Origin of the sequence: Streptomyces sp. NPDC059534 (genome assembly GCF_042743475.1) — a bacterium.
Taxonomy (GTDB): Bacteria; Actinomycetota; Actinomycetes; order Streptomycetales; family Streptomycetaceae; genus Streptomyces.
In genome coordinates, this window is the sequence record NZ_JBHWAQ010000003.1 from 156,196 (window position 1) to 173,827 (window position 17,632).

At 73.9% G+C, this 17,632-nt stretch carries 15 protein-coding genes; 12 read left to right on the forward strand and 3 right to left on the reverse strand.

The genetic code is table 11. The annotated features are described in order from the left end of the window. Positions 1-22 precede the first annotated feature (22 nt). Both ACFVZH_RS04935 and hemW read left to right on the forward strand, forming a co-directional pair. On the forward strand, positions 23-1,897 hold the full coding sequence (locus ACFVZH_RS04935) for an AMP-dependent synthetase/ligase (protein ID WP_384893249.1): 1,875 nt from the start codon (positions 23-25) through the stop codon (positions 1,895-1,897). A gap of 48 nt (positions 1,898-1,945) precedes the next feature. Then, positions 1,946-3,178, forward strand: coding sequence for a radical SAM family heme chaperone HemW (hemW, locus tag ACFVZH_RS04940; RefSeq protein ID WP_384893252.1), 1,233 nt, complete (start codon positions 1,946-1,948; stop codon positions 3,176-3,178). A 372-nt stretch (positions 3,179-3,550) separates the two neighbouring features. Here hemW and ACFVZH_RS04945 read toward each other — a convergent pair whose 3' ends face one another. Both ACFVZH_RS04945 and ACFVZH_RS04950 read right to left on the reverse strand, forming a co-directional pair. Next, the gene (locus tag ACFVZH_RS04945; protein WP_384893254.1) at positions 3,551-4,354 is read right to left on the reverse strand and encodes a DUF3097 domain-containing protein; all 804 of its coding nucleotides are present in this window, start codon (positions 4,352-4,354) and stop codon (positions 3,551-3,553) included. A 10-nt stretch (positions 4,355-4,364) separates the two neighbouring features. Beyond that, positions 4,365-5,093, reverse strand: coding sequence for an MBL fold metallo-hydrolase (locus tag ACFVZH_RS04950; protein WP_384893257.1), 729 nt, complete (start codon positions 5,091-5,093; stop codon positions 4,365-4,367). A gap of 147 nt (positions 5,094-5,240) precedes the next feature. Between ACFVZH_RS04950 and hrcA the strand changes: the two genes are divergently transcribed. The 9 genes from hrcA (at position 5,241) to ACFVZH_RS04995 (ending at position 14,666) form a co-directional block, all read left to right on the forward strand. Further along, a complete protein-coding gene (gene hrcA, locus ACFVZH_RS04955; RefSeq protein ID WP_017239264.1) occupies positions 5,241-6,260 on the forward strand; it encodes a heat-inducible transcriptional repressor HrcA in 1,020 nt (339 codons plus the stop codon). Continuing rightward, positions 6,261-7,400, forward strand: coding sequence for a molecular chaperone DnaJ (gene dnaJ, locus ACFVZH_RS04960; protein ID WP_384893260.1), 1,140 nt, complete (start codon positions 6,261-6,263; stop codon positions 7,398-7,400). A 197-nt stretch (positions 7,401-7,597) separates the two neighbouring features. After that, positions 7,598-8,680: a nitronate monooxygenase gene (locus tag ACFVZH_RS04965; RefSeq protein ID WP_384893263.1), complete on the forward strand. Its 1,083-nt coding sequence runs from the start codon at positions 7,598-7,600 to the stop codon at positions 8,678-8,680. Beyond that, on the forward strand, positions 8,677-9,420 hold the full coding sequence (locus ACFVZH_RS04970; RefSeq protein ID WP_384893266.1) for a 16S rRNA (uracil(1498)-N(3))-methyltransferase: 744 nt from the start codon (positions 8,677-8,679) through the stop codon (positions 9,418-9,420). The genes ACFVZH_RS04965 and ACFVZH_RS04970 overlap by 4 nt, the downstream gene beginning before the upstream one ends. 430 nt (positions 9,421-9,850) lie before the next feature. Continuing rightward, complete coding sequence (locus tag ACFVZH_RS04975; protein WP_384893269.1) at positions 9,851-11,209, forward strand: ATP-binding protein; 1,359 nt, start codon at positions 9,851-9,853, stop codon at positions 11,207-11,209. Beyond that, positions 11,206-12,309, forward strand: a complete 1,104-nt coding sequence (locus ACFVZH_RS04980) for a tetratricopeptide repeat protein (RefSeq protein WP_384893271.1) — start codon at positions 11,206-11,208, stop codon at positions 12,307-12,309. The genes ACFVZH_RS04975 and ACFVZH_RS04980 overlap by 4 nt, the downstream gene beginning before the upstream one ends. A gap of 76 nt (positions 12,310-12,385) precedes the next feature. Then, positions 12,386-12,745 carry a histidine triad nucleotide-binding protein gene (locus tag ACFVZH_RS04985; RefSeq protein WP_384893274.1) on the forward strand — a complete coding sequence of 120 codons (360 nt, stop codon included), beginning with the start codon at positions 12,386-12,388 and terminating at the stop codon, positions 12,743-12,745. 3 nt (positions 12,746-12,748) lie between these two features. Continuing rightward, the gene (locus ACFVZH_RS04990; RefSeq protein ID WP_384893277.1) at positions 12,749-13,651 is read left to right on the forward strand and encodes a ribonuclease Z; all 903 of its coding nucleotides are present in this window, start codon (positions 12,749-12,751) and stop codon (positions 13,649-13,651) included. Between the two features lie 10 nt (positions 13,652-13,661). After that, a complete protein-coding gene (locus ACFVZH_RS04995) occupies positions 13,662-14,666 on the forward strand; it encodes an adenosine deaminase (RefSeq protein WP_384893280.1) in 1,005 nt (334 codons plus the stop codon). Positions 14,667-14,793: 127 nt separating this feature from the next. Here ACFVZH_RS04995 and ACFVZH_RS05000 read toward each other — a convergent pair whose 3' ends face one another. Next, the gene (locus ACFVZH_RS05000) at positions 14,794-16,167 is read right to left on the reverse strand and encodes an MFS transporter (RefSeq protein WP_384893283.1); all 1,374 of its coding nucleotides are present in this window, start codon (positions 16,165-16,167) and stop codon (positions 14,794-14,796) included. A gap of 255 nt (positions 16,168-16,422) precedes the next feature. Here ACFVZH_RS05000 and ACFVZH_RS05005 point away from each other — a divergent pair, with 255 nt between their 5' ends. After that, on the forward strand, positions 16,423-17,541 hold the full coding sequence (locus ACFVZH_RS05005) for a carbohydrate kinase family protein (RefSeq protein WP_384893286.1): 1,119 nt from the start codon (positions 16,423-16,425) through the stop codon (positions 17,539-17,541). Positions 17,542-17,632: the final 91 nt, after the last annotated feature.

Below are 17,632 nucleotides of genomic sequence, written 5' to 3' on the forward strand. Positions count from 1 at the left end.
CCGCCGCCGCCCGGAGGACGTCGTGAGCGACACACAGACCCTGATCGAGAACCGGCCGCCCTCCGTGGCTGCGCTCTTCCTTGAGCGCGTCGAGCGGACCCCGGACGCGGAGGCATACCGCTATCCCGTGGCCGCCTCCGGCGCCGGTCCCGACGACTGGAAGTCGCTCAGCTGGGGCCAGGCCGCCGAGCGGGTCTACGCGATCGCCGCCGGCCTCGTCGACCTCGGCGTGCAGTCCGAGGAGCGGGTCGCCCTCGCCTCCTCCACCCGGGTCGAGTGGATCCTCGCCGACCTCGGCGTGATGTGCGCGGGCGCCGCGACCACCACGATCTACCCGCAGACGAACGCCGAGGAGTCGGCGTTCATCCTCTCGGACTCCGAGTCCAGGGTCCTCATCGCCGAGGACGCGGCGCAGCTCGCCAAGGCGGTGGAGCGCCGCGCCGACCTCCCGAACCTGCGTCACGTGGTCGTCGTCGATGCCACCGGCGTCGAGAGCGACGGCGAGTGGGTCCTCACCCTCGCCGAGCTGGAGGCCCGCGGCCGGGCGTACCTGGCGGAGCACCCCGAGGCCGTCAAGGAGCGGGTCGGGGCGATCACCTCCACCCAGCTCGCCACCCTCATCTACACGTCGGGCACCACCGGCCGCCCCAAGGGCGTCCGCCTCCCGCACGACAACTGGTCGTACATGGCCAAGGCCATCGCCGCGACCGGCCTCGTCACCAGCGACGACGTCCAGTACCTGTGGCTGCCCCTGGCCCACGTCTTCGGCAAGGTCCTCACCTCGGGCCAGATCGAGGTCGGGCACGTCACAGCCGTCGACGGCCGCGTCGACAAGATCATCGAGAACCTGCCGGTGGTCCAGCCGACCTACATGGCCGCCGTGCCGCGCATCTTCGAGAAGGTCTACAACGGGGTCGCCGCCAAGGCCCGCGCCGGCGGCGGCGCCAAGTACAAGATCTTCCAGTGGGCCGCCGACGTCGCCCGCGAGTACGCCAAGGCCACCCAGGACAACTTCCGCCGCACCGGAACCGCCTCCGCGCCCTTCGGCCTCACGGCGAAGCACAAGGTCGCCGACGCCCTCGTCTACGGCAAGATCCGCGAGGCGTTCGGCGGCAACCTGCGCGCCTGCGTCTCCGGCTCCGCCGCGCTCGCCCCCGACATCGGCTACTTCTTCGCCGGCGCCGGCATCCACGTCCTGGAGGGGTACGGCCTCACCGAGTCCTCCGCTGCCTCCTTCGTCAACCCGGGCGAGGCGTACCGCACGGGCACCGTCGGCAAGCCGCTCCCCGGCACCGAGGTCCGCATCGCCGACGACGGCGAGATCCTGCTGCGCGGCCCCGGCATCATGGAGGGCTACCACGGCCTGCCGGAGAAGACCGCCGAGGTCCTGGAGTCCGACGGCTGGTTCCACACCGGCGACATCGGCGAGCTGTCCGCCGACGGCTACCTCCGGATCACCGACCGCAAGAAGGACCTGATCAAGACGTCCGGCGGCAAGTACATCGCGCCGGCCGAGGTCGAAGGCCAGTTCAAGGCCGTCTGCCCGTTCGTCTCGAACATCCTCGTCCACGGCGCCGACCGGAACTTCTGCACCGCCCTGATCGCCCTCGACGAGCCCGCCCTCCTCGGCTGGGCCGCCGAGCACGGCCTCGGCGGCAAGGCGTACGCCGAGATCGTCGCCGACCCGCGGACCGAGAAGCTGATCCAGGGCTACGTCGACCGCCTCAACGAGGGCCTCCAGCGCTGGCAGACGATCAAGAAGTTCCGGCTGCTGCCCCGCGACCTCGACATCGAGCACGGCGAGCTCACCCCGTCGCTCAAGCTGAAGCGGCCGGTCGTCGAGCGCGAGTACAAGGGCCTCATCGAGGAGATGTACACGGGCTCGCGCGAGTCCTGACCGGCGGCACCCGACCGGCACCCCGGGCAGTACGGGACAATGGGGCTCATGCCTTCCGTACTGCCCGATGGTGAGCCCGTACCCGACGACGGGGCGCTGCCCCCGCACGCCCTGGAAGGGGCGGGGGAGCGGCCGCTCGGGTTCTACCTGCACGTGCCGTACTGCGCCACGCGGTGCGGCTACTGCGACTTCAACACGTACACGGCGAGCGAGCTGCGCGGTACGGGCGGTGTGCTCGCCTCCCGTGACAACTACGCCGAGCAGGTCGTCGAGGAGGTCCGGCTCGCCCGGAAGGTCCTCGGGGACGACCCGCGGCCGGTACGGACCGTGTTCGTCGGCGGCGGCACGCCCACGCTGCTCGCCGCCGGGGACCTCGTACGGATGCTGGGGGCGATCCGCGACGAGTTCGGGCTCGCCGACGACGCCGAGGTGACGACGGAGGCCAACCCGGAGTCCGTGAACCCGGCGTACCTGGCCGAACTGCGCGAGGGCGGCTTCAACCGGATCTCCTTCGGCATGCAGAGCGCCAGGCAGCACGTCCTGAAGATCCTCGACCGGACCCACACCCCCGGCCGCCCCGAGGCGTGCGTCGCCGAGGCGCGGGCCGCCGGCTTCGACCACGTCAACCTGGACCTGATCTACGGCACGCCCGGGGAGTCCGACGACGACTGGCGGGCGTCCCTGGACGCGGCCATCGGCGCGGGGCCCGACCACGTCAGCGCGTACGCCCTGATCGTCGAGGAGGGCACACAGCTGGCCCGGCGCATCCGGCGCGGCGAGGTGCCGATGACCGACGACGACGTGCACGCCGACCGGTACCTGATCGCGGACGCGGCCTTCGAGGAGGCGGGCTTCAGCTGGTACGAGGTGTCCAACTGGGCCACCTCGGAGGCCGGGCGCTGCCTCCACAACGAGCTGTACTGGCGCGGCGCGGACTGGTGGGGCGCGGGGCCGGGGGCGCACTCGCACGTCGGGGGCGTGCGGTGGTGGAACGTCAAGCATCCCGGTGCGTACGCGGCGGCGCTGGCCGGCGGGAAGTCGCCCGGTGCCGGGCGGGAGCTGCTGTCGGACGAGGACCGGCGGGTGGAGCGGGTGCTGCTGGAGCTGCGGCTGCGGGACGGGTGCCCGTTGGAGCTGCTGCGGCCGGACGGACTCGCGGCGTCGCGGAAGGCGCTGGAGGACGGGCTGCTGGCGGCGGGGCCGTACGGGGAGGGGCGGGCGGTGCTGACGTTGCGGGGGCGGTTGCTGGCGGATGCGGTGGTGCGGGACCTGGTGGATTAGGGGCGCGGCGTTGGCTGCGCCGCCGCCCCCCTGTGCCTTGGCCCTCACCCGCAGAGCGCCGTGCTGTGCCGTGGCATGCCCTGGTGCGGGTGCGGGTGCGGGTGCGAGTGCGGAAGCCTAGGCCCGGCAACGGGCGCCGTTCCGTTGTGCCCACCCGTTCCGCCCCTGCGGAACGATTGCCCACAACGGGGTGGGCTGGCCAGGGGTGGGTGGGGACCGCCCCTGCGGAACGATTGCCCACAACGGGGTGGGCCGGCCGGGGGTGGGGACCGCCCCGGCGGAACGAATGCCCACAACGGGGTGGGCCCGGACCGGCCGGCCGGGGGTGGGTGGGGACCGGGCCAGGGGGGCGATTGGCCGCGATGGGCCGGGCTATGGGGCTGTTACGTGGTCGATGAGGTGTTCTACGGCGCCGAGGAGTTCCGGTTGGAGGTCCTTGTAGGAGTGGACGCGCTTGAGGATGGCCTGCCAGACGGCGCCGGTGTTGTCGGAGGGCCAGCCGAGGGCGTGGCAGACGCCGGTCTTCCAGTCCTGGCCGCGGGGGACGGAGGGCCAGGCGGGGATGCCGAGGGAGGCGGGCTTCACGGCCTCCCAGATGTCGATGTAGGGGTGGCCGACGATCAGGACGTCGGGGGAGGTCACCTGGGCGGCGATCCGGGACTCCTTGGAGCCGGGGACCAGGTGGTCGACGAGGACGCCGAGGCGGGCGTCGGGGGCCGGGCCGAACTCGGCGACGATGGACGGGAGGTCGTCGACGCCCTCCAGGTACTCCACGACGACGCCTTCGATGCGCAGGTCGTCGCCCCAGACGCGTTCGACGAGCTCGGCGTCGTGGCGGCCCTCGACGTAGATCCGGCCCGCGCGGGCCACGCGCGCGCGTGCGCCCGGCACCGCGACGGAGCCCGAGGCCGTACGGGTGGGGCGGGCCGGGGCGGCGGACGGGCGGACGAGGGTGACGACCCGGCCCTCCAGGAGGAAGCCGCGCGGCTCCATCGGGAAGACCCGGTGCTTGCCGAAGCGGTCCTCCAGGGTCACCGTGCCGGCCTCACTGCGGATCACCGCCCCGCAGAAGCCCGTCGTCACCTCCTCGACGACGAGGTCGGGGTCCGCCGGGATCTCGGGCACGGCCTTCGGCTTCTTCCAGGAGGGCGTCAGGTCCGGGTCGTAGCTGCGCATTCGGGCGACGTTATGACACCTCGAAGCGCTGTGCCAGTTCCTCGCGCTGGCGTCGCACGAACGCGGCGTCGACCACCGCGCCGTGCCCCGGTACGTACAGCGCGTCCGGGCCGCCGAGGCCGAGCAGCCGGTCCAGGGCGTCCGGCCAGCGGGACGGGAGCGCGTCCGGGCCCGCCTGGGGCTCGCCCGACTCCTCGACCAGGTCTCCGCAGAAGACGACCTCGCGGTCGCCGGGGACGCACAGGGCCAGGTCGTGGCCCGAGTGGCCGGGGCCCACGTTCGCCAGGAGGACCTGCCGGCCGCCCAGGTCGAGCGTCCACTCGCCGAAGACCACGTGGCGCGGCGCCACCAGGACGTCCACCGCCTCCGCGGCCGCCGCCGGGTCGAGCCCCTGCGCCACCGCGTCCCCGCGCAGCGCCTCCCGCTCCCGGTCCTGGGCGAGGAGGACGTCCGAGCCGACCGCCCCGAAGACCTCCGCCCCGGCGAAGGCCGCCGTGCCGAGAACATGGTCGAAGTGCGGATGGCTGAGTGCGATGTGTGTCACTCTCCGGCCGCCGGTGAGGGCCGCGATCTGTCCCCGCAGCTCCGCGCCCTCCGCGAGCGAGGAGCCCGTGTCGTACAGCAACACGCCCCGTTCCCCCAGGACCAGTCCGACCGTGGCGTCCCAGCCGGGCAGCCGTCGCCGGCCCACCCCGTCCGCGAGACGCTCCCATCCGTGCGCTTCCCAATCCGCGTTCATGCCGCGACGCTAGCCGGTGGGGGGACCGCCTCCTTGCCAGGAGCGATGCCCGCCGCCGTACACTGACCGGGGATCGCTGGCACTCGGACCGGGTGAGTGCCAAAAGCGGAGCAACCGTAACGACGACGACAGCTGGAGGTGCGCACGATGCTCAGCGAACGCAGACTCGAGGTGCTGCGCGCCATCGTCCAGGACTACGTCGGGACGGAGGAGCCGGTCGGCTCCAAGGCGCTCACCGAGCGGCACAAGCTCGGCGTCTCGCCCGCCACCGTGCGAAACGACATGGCGGTCCTGGAGGAGGAGGGCTACATCGCCCAGCCTCACACCAGCGCGGGCCGCATCCCGACGGACAAGGGTTACCGGCTCTTCGTCGACCGGCTGGCCGGCGTCAAGCCGCTGTCGACGCCCGAGCGGCGCGCCATCCACAACTTCCTCGACGGCGCGGTCGACCTGGACGACGTCGTCGGCCGTACGGTCCGGCTGCTCGCCCAGCTGACCCGTCAGGTCGCCGTCGTCCAGTACCCGTCGCTGACCCGTTCGACCGTCCGGCACGTGGAGCTGCTCTCGCTGGCCCCGGCCCGCCTGATGCTGGTCCTCATCACGGACACCGGCCGGGTCGAGCAGCGGGTCATCGACTGCCCCGCGCCGTTCGGCGAGACCTCGCTCGCCGACCTGCGGGCCCGGCTCAACAGCCGGGTCGTCGGCCGCCGGTTCGCCGACGTGCCGCAGCTGGTGCAGGACCTTCCCGAGTCCTTCGAGGAGCTCGAGGACCGCGCCACGGTCTCCACCGTGCTCGCGACCCTCCTGGAGACCCTCGTCGAGGAGCACGAGGAGCGGCTGATGATCGGCGGCACCGCCAATCTCACCCGCTTCGGACACGACTTTCCCCTGATGATCAGGCCGGTCCTGGAAGCCCTGGAGGAGCAGGTCGTGCTCCTCAAGCTGCTGGGCGAGGCCAAGGAATCGGGCATGACCGTACGCATCGGGCACGAGAACGCCCACGAGGGGCTGAGCTCCACGTCCGTCGTCTCGGTCGGCTACGGTTCGGGCGGCGAGGCAGTCGCCAAACTCGGCGTGGTCGGACCGACCCGCATGGACTACCCCGGAACGATGGGAGCGGTACGCGCAGTGGCACGTTACGTCGGACAGATCCTGGCGGAGTCGTAAGTGGCCACGGACTACTACGCCGTACTCGGCGTGCGCCGCGACGCGTCCCAGGACGAGATCAAGAAGGCTTTCCGGAGGCTCGCCCGCGAGCTGCACCCGGACGTCAATCCCGATCCGAAGACGCAGGAACGCTTCAAGGAGATCAACGCCGCCTACGAGGTCCTGTCGGACCCGCAGAAGAAGCAGGTCTACGACCTGGGCGGCGACCCGCTGTCGGCCTCCGGCGGAGGCGGCGCGGGCGGCTTCGGCGCCGGTGGCTTCGGCAACTTCTCCGACATCATGGACGCCTTCTTCGGCACGGCCTCGCAGCGCGGCCCGCGCTCGCGGACCCGCCGGGGCCAGGACGCCATGATCCGTCTGGAGATCGACCTCAACGAGGCGGCCTTCGGCACCACCAAGGACATCCAGGTCGACACGGCGGTCGTCTGCACGACCTGCTCGGGCGAGGGCGCCGCTCCCGGCACCTCCGCGCAGACCTGTGACATGTGCCGCGGCCGTGGCGAGGTCTCCCAGGTCACCCGGTCCTTCCTGGGCCAGGTCATGACCTCCCGTCCCTGCCCGCAGTGTCAGGGCTTCGGCACCGTCGTCCCGACGCCGTGCCCCGAGTGCGCCGGCGACGGCCGGGTCCGGTCCCGCCGCACCCTCACCGTCAAGATCCCGGCCGGTGTCGACAACGGCACCCGCATCCAGCTCGCGGGCGAGGGCGAGGTCGGCCCCGGTGGCGGCCCCGCCGGCGACCTGTACGTCGAGATCCACGAGACGCCGCACGACACGTTCCAGCGGCGTGGTGACGACCTGCACTGCACGGTCACCATCCCGATGACGGCGGCCGCGCTCGGCACCAAGGTGCAGCTGCAGACGCTGGACGGCCTGGAGGGGATCGACATCCGCCCGGGCACGCAGTCCGGGCAGTCGATCCCGCTGCACGGCCGCGGCGTCACGCACCTGCGGGGCAACGGCCGGGGCGACCTGATCGTGCACGTCGAGGTGCAGACCCCCGGCAAGCTGGACGCGGAGCAGGAGCGGCTGCTGCGGGAACTGGCCAAGCTGCGCGGCGAGGAGCGGCCGACCGGTCAGTTCCAGCCGGGGCAGCAGGGGCTGTTCTCGCGGCTGAAGGACGCCTTCAACGGGCGGACCTGACCGGATCCGGAGACGACGGGAAGGGGCGGGGCGGCGGTGAGCCGGCCCGCCCCTTTCCCGTTTCCGGAGGAGCGGTTCCGCCCCCCTTTCCCGTTTCCGGAAGGGCCGCTCCGCCCCTCCCCGGTTTCCGGAACCGTTCCTTCCGGGACCTGACGTACGGATTCGGCCCGCAAGCAGGGGCATGACACGATGCCCATATGTCCACCACCGCACTGAACGATCTCTCTCGGTTCCCGATCGTGCAGGCCCCCATGGCGGGTGGCGCCTCCTGTCCCGAGCTCGTCGGAGCCGTCTGCGAGGCCGGGGCGCTCGGCTTCCTGGCCGGCGGTTACAAGACGGCCGGTGGCCTGTACCAGGAGATCAAGCAGGTACGCGGGCTCACCGCACGCCCCTTCGGCGTCAACCTCTTCATGCCGCAGAACGGGCGGCCCGCCGACCCCGCCGCCGTCGAGGTCTACCGCCACCAGCTCGCGGGCGAGGCCACCTGGTACGAGACCCCGCTCGGCGAGACCGACGACAGCCGCGACGACGGCTACGACGCCAAACTGGCGATCCTCCGGGAGGACCCGGTCCGCGTCGTCTCCTTCACGTTCGGCTGCCCCGAGCCCGAGGTCCTCGCCTCCTTCGCCCGCGTCGGCACGTACACGATCGTCACCGTCACCTCCGCCGATGAGGCGCTCACCGCCCAGCGGGCCGGCGCCGACGCCGTCTGCGTCCAGGGCATCGAGGCCGGCGGTCACCAGGGCACCTACCGCGACGACCCCGCCGACGAGGGCGCCCCCGGCACCGGGCTGCTCGCCCTCGTCGCCCAGGTCCGCGAGCGCGTCGCGCTGCCGGTCGTCGCCGCCGGCGGGATCATGCGCGGCGGGCAGATCGCCGCCGTCCTCGCCGCCGGGGCCGACGCCGCCCAGCTCGGCACCGCCTTCCTCGGCTGCCCCGAATCGGGCGCCCACCCGCTGCACAAGCGGGCCCTGACCGATCCGCTGTTCACCCGGACCGCCCTCACCCGGGCCTTCTCCGGACGCCCGGCGCGCGGCCTCGTCAACCGCTTCATGCGCGAGCACGGGCCGTACGCCCCCGCCGCCTACCCCGAGATCCACCACCTCACCGCCCCGATCCGCAAGGCCGCCGCCGCCGCGGGCGACGCCCAGGGCATGGCCCTGTGGGCCGGCCAGGGCCACCGGCTCGCCCGCGAACTCCCCGCCGGGCAGCTGGTCGAGGTGCTGGCCGCCGAACTCGACACCGCCCTCTCCGAGCTGGCTCACAGGAGCGCCCCATGACCGCACCCGTCTTCGTCGTCGACACCCTCCCCGACACCAGGCTGTTCGTCCTGGACGGGTCCGAGGGGCGGCACGCCGTCTCCGTGAAGCGGCTGCAGCCGGGGGAGGACGTCGTCCTGACCGACGGCCGGGGCCGCTGGGCCGACTGCGTCGTGTCCGCCGTGGAGGGCAAGGACCGGCTGACCGTGGAGACCTCGTCCGTGCACGAGGACGCCCCGGAGGAGCCGCGCATCACCGTCGTCCAGGCGCTCCCCAAGGGCGACCGGGGCGAGCTGGCCGTCGAGACGATGACGGAGACCGGCGTGGACGCGATCGTGCCGTGGGCGGCGTCCCGCTGCATCACCCAGTGGAAGGGCGACCGCGGCCTCAAGGCCCTCGGCAAGTGGCGGTCCACCGCGCGCGAGGCCGGCAAGCAGTCGCGCCGCACCCGTTTCCCCGAGGTCGCCGACCTGATGAGTACGAAGCAGGTCGCCGCGCTTCTCGCGGGCGCCGACTTCGCGGCCGTCCTGCACGAGGACCGCGACCACCCCAGCGGGGCGCTCGCCACCGCCGGACTGCCGGAGAAGGGCTCGATCGTGCTGGTCGTCGGACCCGAGGGCGGCGTCTCGCCCGAGGAGCTCGCCGTGTTCGAGGCGGCCGGCGCGAAGCCGTACCGGCTCGGCCGCAGCGTGCTGCGCACCTCCACGGCGGGCACGGCCGCGACGGCCCTGGTCCTCGGCCGCACGGGCCGCTGGAGCTGAGCCCTGACCGGCCCCGTCAGGGTGTCGTAGAGGGGCCAGGCGTTCTCCTCGCGGACGCCGTGGGTGGTGGGGAGGAGGCTGCGGGCGGCGGCCTCCTCCAGGAACCGGCGGACGACGCCCGGCCGGTCGAGGTCGAGGACGGCGCCGCCGGTCGAGGCCACGTCGCCCAGGCCGAACGGGTATCCGGCCACGATGCGGCCCGGACCGTCCCGGAAGACCGGCCGGAGCTGCGCGTGGCGGTGCTCCGCACGGCGCAGCGAGAGCACCGTCCGGCAGCCGGGGTGCCGGTGCCGGACGTGCCGGAGCCACGCGGTGCCGTCCACGGTCAGCCTGCGCGGCGCGCTCTCCCGTCTCATGCCGCGCACCCTGCGCGCCGCGCCCCGCCGAACCCGGTGGACAGCGGCCCCCGGGGAATCCTTAGGCTGGCCGCATGGCCGACGAGTCCCCCCTGATCCGCAGTCTGCGCGCCGCCGTGGCCGCCGCCCCGGGCGACGTGCCCCTGCGCCTCCACTTCGCCGAACTCCTCCTCTCCGAGAGGCGCAACGACGAGGCCGTCGCGGAGGCGGCGGTCGCGCTCCAGCACGCACCGGGGGACGCGGACGCGCGTGCGCTGATGATGCGGGCGATGGGGATGCCGCCGACGGAACCCCCGCGGCCCGCGCCCGCCGCGGAACCCCCGCGGCCCGCGCCCGCCCCCGCCGTGGAGCCGGGACCCGCGCCCGCCCCGGCCTCCTCGGAGCAGGTGCCCGCGTCCGCGGAGGGTGCGCCCGAGCCGGCCGGGAACGATCACGGCTCCTTCGACTGGGCCGCCGCCGAGCAGCAGGTCCAGGACCTCGTCGGGCCGCGTTTCCTGGAGGAGCCGCAGGCCGTGGGCGCCGACGGGCCGGTGGGGGACGCCGCCGCGTGGGACGTCGACGCGCCGGGGGCCGTGCGCCTCGCCGACGTGGGCGGCATGGAGGAGGTCAAGGACCGCCTGGAGGCCGCCTTCCTGGCGCCGATGCGCAACCCCGAACTGCGCAAGCTGTACGGCAAGTCGCTCCGCGGCGGCCTGCTGCTCTACGGGCCGCCCGGCTGCGGCAAGACGTTCATCGCGCGGGCCGTCGCGGGCGAGCTGGGCGCGAACTTCCTCACCGTCTCGCTCTCCGACGTCCTCGACATGTGGATCGGGGCCTCCGAGAAGAACATCCACGACATCTTCGAGACGGCCCGACGCCAGGCCCCCTGCGTCGTCTTCCTCGACGAGCTGGACGCCCTCGGCGCCAAGCGTTCCCGCACGCACTCCAGCGGCCTGCGCAATGTCGTCAACCAGCTCCTCACCGAGCTCGACGGCATCGCGAGCGGCGCCGGCAACGAGGGTGTCTTCGTGCTCGCCGCCACCAACGTGCCCTGGGACGTGGACATCGCGCTGCGGCGGCCCGGCCGCCTCGACCGCACGCTGCTGGTCCTGCCGCCGGACGCCACCGCCCGGGAGGCGATCCTCCGCTACCACCTGCGCGAGCGCCCCATCGAGGCCGTCGACCTCGGCAAGCTCGTGAAGGCCACCGAGGACTTCTCCGGCGCCGACCTCGCGCACGTCTGCGAGTCGGCCGCCGAGGTCGCGCTCCTCGACTCCGCCCGCACCGGCTCCGTACGGCTGATCACCACCAAGGACCTGCTCGGCGCGGCCAAGCAGATCAAGCCGTCGACGGAGCCGTGGTTCGCCGCGGCCCGGAACGTCGCCATGTTCGCCAACGAGGGCGGCCTGTACGACGACCTCCTGGCCCACCTCAAGCGGAAGCGCAAGCTGTGACCGGCCAGGGCGGCCCGACCGCGCTGCTGCGCGCCGAGGCGCTGTACGACACCGGGCGGTACGCACAGGCCGGGGCCCTCGTCGCCCAGTACCTGGCGACCGATCCCGACGATGCCGAGGCCCTCGTGCTGCTGGCCCGCTGCCACCACCGCAACGGCGACGGGCCCGCCGCCCTGACCGCCGTGGACCAGGCGCTGCGGGCCGAGCCCGAGCTGCTCGGGGGCTGGCTGATGCGGGTCCACATCCTCCTCGCCGCCAAGCGGTTCCCGGAGGCCGAGGCATCCGCCCGGCACGCCGTCGCCCTCGCCCCGCAGTACTGGGGCACCCACTACGCGCTCGGCACCGCCCTCGCGGAGCACGGCGAGCACGCCCGCACACCGGGGCGCACCGTCGAGGCGTACGAGGCGGCCCGGGCCGCCGTCGCCCTGGCCCCCGAGGAGGACGCGGCCCACTTCCTGGTGGGCCTGACCGCCCAGCGCCGGGGCGACCGGGTCACCGCGCAGCGGGCGTACGAGACGACGCTGCGGCTCAACCCGCAGAGCAGCGAGGCCCACAACAACCTGTCGCTGCTGCGGCTGCGGCGCCGCTGGTTCCGGCGCGGTGCCTGGACCCAGGCCGCCGAGGGCTTCGTCGCCTCCGCCGCGCTCGACCTCCAGGACCGCAAGGCCCGCTACAACCTGGAGGCCATGGCGTGGAACACCGCGGCCGGGGCCCGCTGGGTGGCCCTGCTCGGCTTCATCGCCTCCGCCGTCGCCATCGCCTGGATCCCCGACGGCGCGACCTGGTCCGACGCGGCCGGACCGCTCCTGGCCGGCGGGGCCGTGCTCCTCGGCGCCTGGACCGGCTGGGCGGTGTGGATGGCCCGCCGGGTGCCGCCGCGGCTGCGCCGGCCCCTGCTGCTCGTGGCGCGCAACTGCCGGCCCGTGCTGTTCATGGCCGGGGCCGTCGGGCTCCTCGGCCTCTACTCGCTCGCCTCGCTCGTCCTGTGGTTCTTCGACTCGGGCGTGGTGAGCGGGTTCGGGACACCGCTGTTCTGGGCCGTGATCATCACGTACTGGGTGAGCCGCTCGGCTCTCAACCGGCGCGCCCCGAAGGACTGACCGGGGAGGCGGCGGAGCCGGGGGCGGCCGATAGCATGCCCGTGTACCGACCGACAGAGGCGAGGAGGCCCGGGCCATGGCCGGAGAGCCGCAGAGCGACTGCCTGTTCTGCAAGATCGCGGAAGGGGAGGTGCCGGCGACGATCGTGCGCGAGACCGAGACCACCGTCGCGTTCCGTGACATCAACCCGCAGGCGCCCACCCACGTGCTCGTGATCCCGCGCCTGCACTACCCGGACGCCGCCTCCCTGGCCGCCGCCGCGCCGACCGTCGCCGCCGACGTGCTGCGCGAGGCCGGCGAGGTCGCCGCCCAGGAGAAGGTCGACGGCCACGGCTTCAGGATCGTCTTCAACACCGGCGCGGGCGCGGGCCAGACCGTCTTCCACGCCCACGCGCACGTGCTGGGCGGCCGCGGCCTCAACTGGCCCCCCGGATAACCCGTGTCCGTACGCGAACTCGTCGTCCTCGGCACCGCCAGCCAGGTCCCGACCCGGCACCGCAACCACAACGGCTATCTGCTGCGCTGGGACGGCCAGGGCATCCTCTTCGACCCCGGCGAGGGCACCCAGCGCCAGATGCTGCGGGCCGGGGTCGCCGCGCACGACATCGACCGGATCTGCGTCACGCACTTCCACGGCGACCACTCGCTCGGCCTGGCCGGGGTGATCCAGCGGATCAACCTCGACCAGGTCCCGCACCCGGTCACCGCCCACTACCCGGCGAGCGGGCAGCACTTCTTCGAGCGCCTGCGGTACGCCACGGCGTACCGCGAGACGGTGAAGCTGGCCGAGGCGCCCGTCGCCGCCGACGGGCCGCTGGCCGTCACCGGGGAGTACACCCTCGACGCGCGCCGGCTCTCCCACCCCGTGGAGTCGTACGGCTACCGGCTCATCGAGCCCGACGGGCGCCGCATCCTGCCCGAGAGGCTCGCCGCGCACGGCATCAAGGGGCCCGACGTGGGCCGGATCCAGCGCGACGGCGTCCTGGACGGCGTCACGCTCGACGAGGTCAGCGAGGTCCGGCGCGGACAGCGCTTCGCCTTCGTCATGGACACCCGCCTCTGCGACGGCGTGCACGCGCTCGCGGAGGGCGCCGACATGCTCGTCATCGAGTCGACGTTCCTCGACGAGGACGTCCGCCTCGCCACCGACCACGGCCATCTGACGGCCGGACAGGCCGCGGCGGTCGCACGGGACGCGGGGGTGCGGCACCTCGTCCTCACCCACTTCTCGCAGCGCTACTCCGATCCCGCCGCGTTCGAGCGGCAGGCGCGGGACGCCGGGTTCGACGGCGAGCTGAGCATTGCCCAGGACCTCATGAGGGTCCCCGTACCGAAGAGATAGAGCACCACCCATGCCCGTGCCCAAGGCCGAACTGCACCTCCACATCGAAGGCACCCTCGAACCCGAGCTGGCCTTCGCGCTCGCCGCGCGCAACGGCGTCACCCTGCCGTACGCGGACACCGCCGCCCTGCGCGAGGCGTACCGTTTCAGCGACCTCCAGTCGTTCCTGGACCTCTACTACGGCCTGATGGCGGTCCTGCGCACCGCCGACGACTTCACGGAGCTCGCCGACGCCTATCTGGAGCGGGCCGCGGCCCAGGGCGTCCGGCACGCCGAGATCTTCTTCGACCCGCAGGCGCACACCGCCCGCGGCGTCCCGATCGGCACCGTGATCGAGGGCCTCGGCGCCTCCCTCGACCGCGCCGAGGAGCGGTACGGGATCTCGACGCGGCTCATCCTGTGCTTCCTGCGCGACGAGTCCGCGGAGTCGGCCCTCGCGACCCTGGAGGCCGCGAAGCCGTACCTGGACCGGATCACCGGCGTCGGCCTGGACTCGGCCGAGGTCGGCCACCCGCCGGCCAAGTTCCGCGAGGTGTACGAGGAGGCCGCCCGGCTCGGCCTGCGCCGCGTCGCCCACGCGGGCGAGGAGGGCCCCGCCGCCTACGTCCGCGAGGCCCTGGACGTGCTGGGCGTGGAGCGGATCGACCACGGGCTGCGCTGCATGGAGGACCCGGAGCTCGTCGACCGGCTGGCCCGCGAGCGGGTCCCGCTCACCCTCTGCCCCCTGTCGAACGTCCGGCTGCGGGTCATCGACACCCTCGCCGACCATCCGCTGCGCACGATGATGGCGGCGGGTCTTCTCGTCACCGTCAACTCCGACGACCCCGCCTACTTCGGCGGCTACGTGGGCGACAACTTCGACGGGGTGCGGGAGGCGCTGTCGCTGGAGGCGGAGGAGCTCCGCGAGCTCGCCCGGAACTCCTTCCGGGCGTCGTTCCTGGAGGACGACGAGCCGCGTCGGGCGCGGTACCTCGCGGAGGTGGAGGCGTACGAGTTCGGTGGTGGCGGGGCGTAGGCGCCTGCGGCGGACCTTCCCCCGACCCCGCCCCTTCCCGAAACGTTCAGCCCCGCCGGCGTGTGAGGCGCGGGGTCCGGGGCGGAGCCCCGGTTACGGGAAGGGGCGGGGCGGGGGAAGGAAGCCCCTAGCCCCTGCTGCTCGGCCGCGCCAAGCGGTACGCCGACTTCGAAAGGCGGCGGCGCCCCGCCGGCACGGGGATCGGGGTGACCTCCTGTTCCGGAGCGCCCATCTGCGGAACCAGCGCCGGAGTCGCCGAGGCCGTGCCGGCGAGGACGGCGGCGGGGGCGCCGCCGCGGCGGCGGACGGAGCCGGGGACCAGGGGGCGGCCCGAGGCGTGGCGGGCCACCGCGGTCATGGGGACCGCGACGAGGACGAGCAGGGCGCACAGGACGACGCCCATACCCGGGTATCCGGCGTGCTCCGAGAGGAGGCTGCCGACGACCGGGCCGCAGGCCACGCCGAGGGAGGAGGCGGAGCCGACGAGGACGGCCCAGCGGCCGCGCGGGTCGAGGGAGGCGGCGAGGCCGAGCAGGTAGGACAGGACGACCGGGTAGACCGCGTTCCAGAGGATCTCGCCGGTCGCGAAGGAGGCGAGGCTCCCGGCGGCCGAACTCAGCAGCACGCAGGCCGCGATGAGGACGGTGCCCACCCCGATCGGCACCGCGCGGCCCAGGCGCGAGCCGAGCGCCCCCGCCGCCGTGACCCCGGCGAGCCCGGCGCCGAGCGCCGCCGCGAAGACCGCGCCGACGGTGACCTCGGAGAGTCCGGCCTGGGTGAGCCCGATGCGGCCGCTCACGCCCCACAGGGCGTTCTGCGCGAGGGACCAGCACAGGATGCCCCCGGCGAGCACGGCCCCGGCCCGCCGGTACGGCAGGGGGCCGGTCGGCGCGGTTCCCCGCGCAGCGCGCCCGTCCCGCGCGGTTCCCCGCGCCGTCCGCCCGTCCCGCGCGCGCGTGGTGCCCGGCAACCGGCCCGTCAGCGGCCACACCAGGGCCGCCGCGCACGCGATCGCCAGCAGGGGCGCCGCATGGCCGCCGCCCAGGTGCGGCAGGGTCAGATAGAGGGCGCCCGCCGTGGCCGAGACCGTCAGCAGGCCCAGTGTGGAGGCCCGGTGCGGGTCCCGCTGCCCGGCGATGCCGGCCGCCGCCACCGCGGTCGCCGTGCCCGAGCCGACGCCGCCGAGGACCGCGCCCGCGACCACCAGCGGTACGAGGCCGGTCGCGGCGGCGGAGCCGTAGCCGACCGCCATCGCGAGCAGGCCGGCGCGGGCCGCCGTGCGCGGTGCGATCCGGTCCCCGCGCGCGGCCAGCGTGAAGCCGGCCGAGGAGGAGCCGAGCAGCAGCGCGGAGCCGGCCAGACCCGCCTGCGCGGGGGTCAGGCCGAGTCCGGCGGAGAGCCGGCCGACGACGGTCGGCAGCAGGTACGGGGCGAGGTAGCCGGCCGTGAAGAGGGCGACGAGGGCGGCGAGGGCCGCCGGGCCGCGGGTCCGCGAGGACATGGGCGTTCCCAGGAACAGAAGGGGGAGGGGAGAGCGCCCGGTGGTGCGGGGAACACGGGGTCGCGGAACCATGTGTATCAAGCAGGTGAGTGGCGGGAGAAGGTGGTATCCGCCGATTCGCCACGTGATCTGGGTCACTATCGGTTTGACCCACGGATTCCCGGGTAGGGGCCGCTTTCCTCGCTGCGTCCCACCCGTCACCCGCCCCCCATCAGGCACACTGACCTGATCCGCACCGCAACCGGGGAGCCTGCCGTGACCACAGCAAGGGGAGACCAGCCGCAACACGACGCCGGGGTCGACCCGTTGGTGTGCCTGCGCGAACCCACCGACCCCGACTGCGACGTCTTCCTGACGGGCACGGTCTTCCTCGACATCATCTTCACCGGCCTCGACAGCGCCCCCGTCCGCGGCACCGAGTCCTGGGCCCGCGGCATGGGCTCCAGCCCCGGCGGCGTCGCCAACATGGCCACCGCCCTCGCCCGCCTCGGCCTGCGCACCTCCCTCGCCGCAGCCTTCGGCGACGACCACTACGGCGAGTACTGCTGGGACGCCCTGGAGCAGGGCGAGGGCATCGACCTCTCGCTCTCCCGCACCGTCCCCGGCTGGCACTCCCCGGTCACCGTCTCCATGGCCTACGAGGGCGAGCGCACGATGGTCTCCCACGGCCACGAGGCCCCGCCGCTCGACGGCGCCCTGCCCGCCTACCCGCCGCACGCCCGCGCCGCCGTCGCCTCCCTCGTCCCCGGCCGGAGCGAGGACTGGGTCGCCCAGGCCGCCCGCGGCGGCGCCAAGGTCTTCGCCGACGTCGGCTGGGACGACACCGGCCGCTGGGACCTGGCCGGGCTCACCGACCTGGAGCACTGCGAGGCGTTCCTGCCCAACGCCGCCGAGGCCATGCGGTACACCCGCACCGACTGCCCTCGGGCGGCCGCCCGAGCCCTCGCCGACAAGGTCCGCTACGCCGTCGTCACCCTCGGCTCCGAAGGCGCCTACGCCGTCGACGGCGCCACCGGCGAGACCGCCGAGGTCCCCGCCATCCAGGTCGCCGCCCTCGACCCCACCGGCGCCGGGGACGTCTTCGTCGCCGGCTTCGTCACCGGCACCCTCGCCGACTGGCCGCTCGCCGACCGGCTCGCCTTCGCCGGCCTCACCGCCGCCCTCTCCGTCCAGGAGTTCGGCGGCTCCCTCTCCGCCCCCACCTGGGGCGAGATCGCCGCCTGGTGGCAGCACGTCCAGGGCCACGCCAAGCAGGATCCCGAGGCCCTGCGCGGCCGCTACGCCTTCCTGGAGCGCCTCCTGCCGGCCCCCGCCCGCCCCTGGCCGCTGCGCCGGGCGGTGCCGACGATCGGCTTCCGGGCCGCCGCCTCGTAAATCCCTTCGGCCCGTCGCGATCGAGTCGTAGGCTTGGAGGCCGAGAGGTTGTCGAGCAGCGAGAACCCTTCAGCGGGAGGTATGCGCAGGC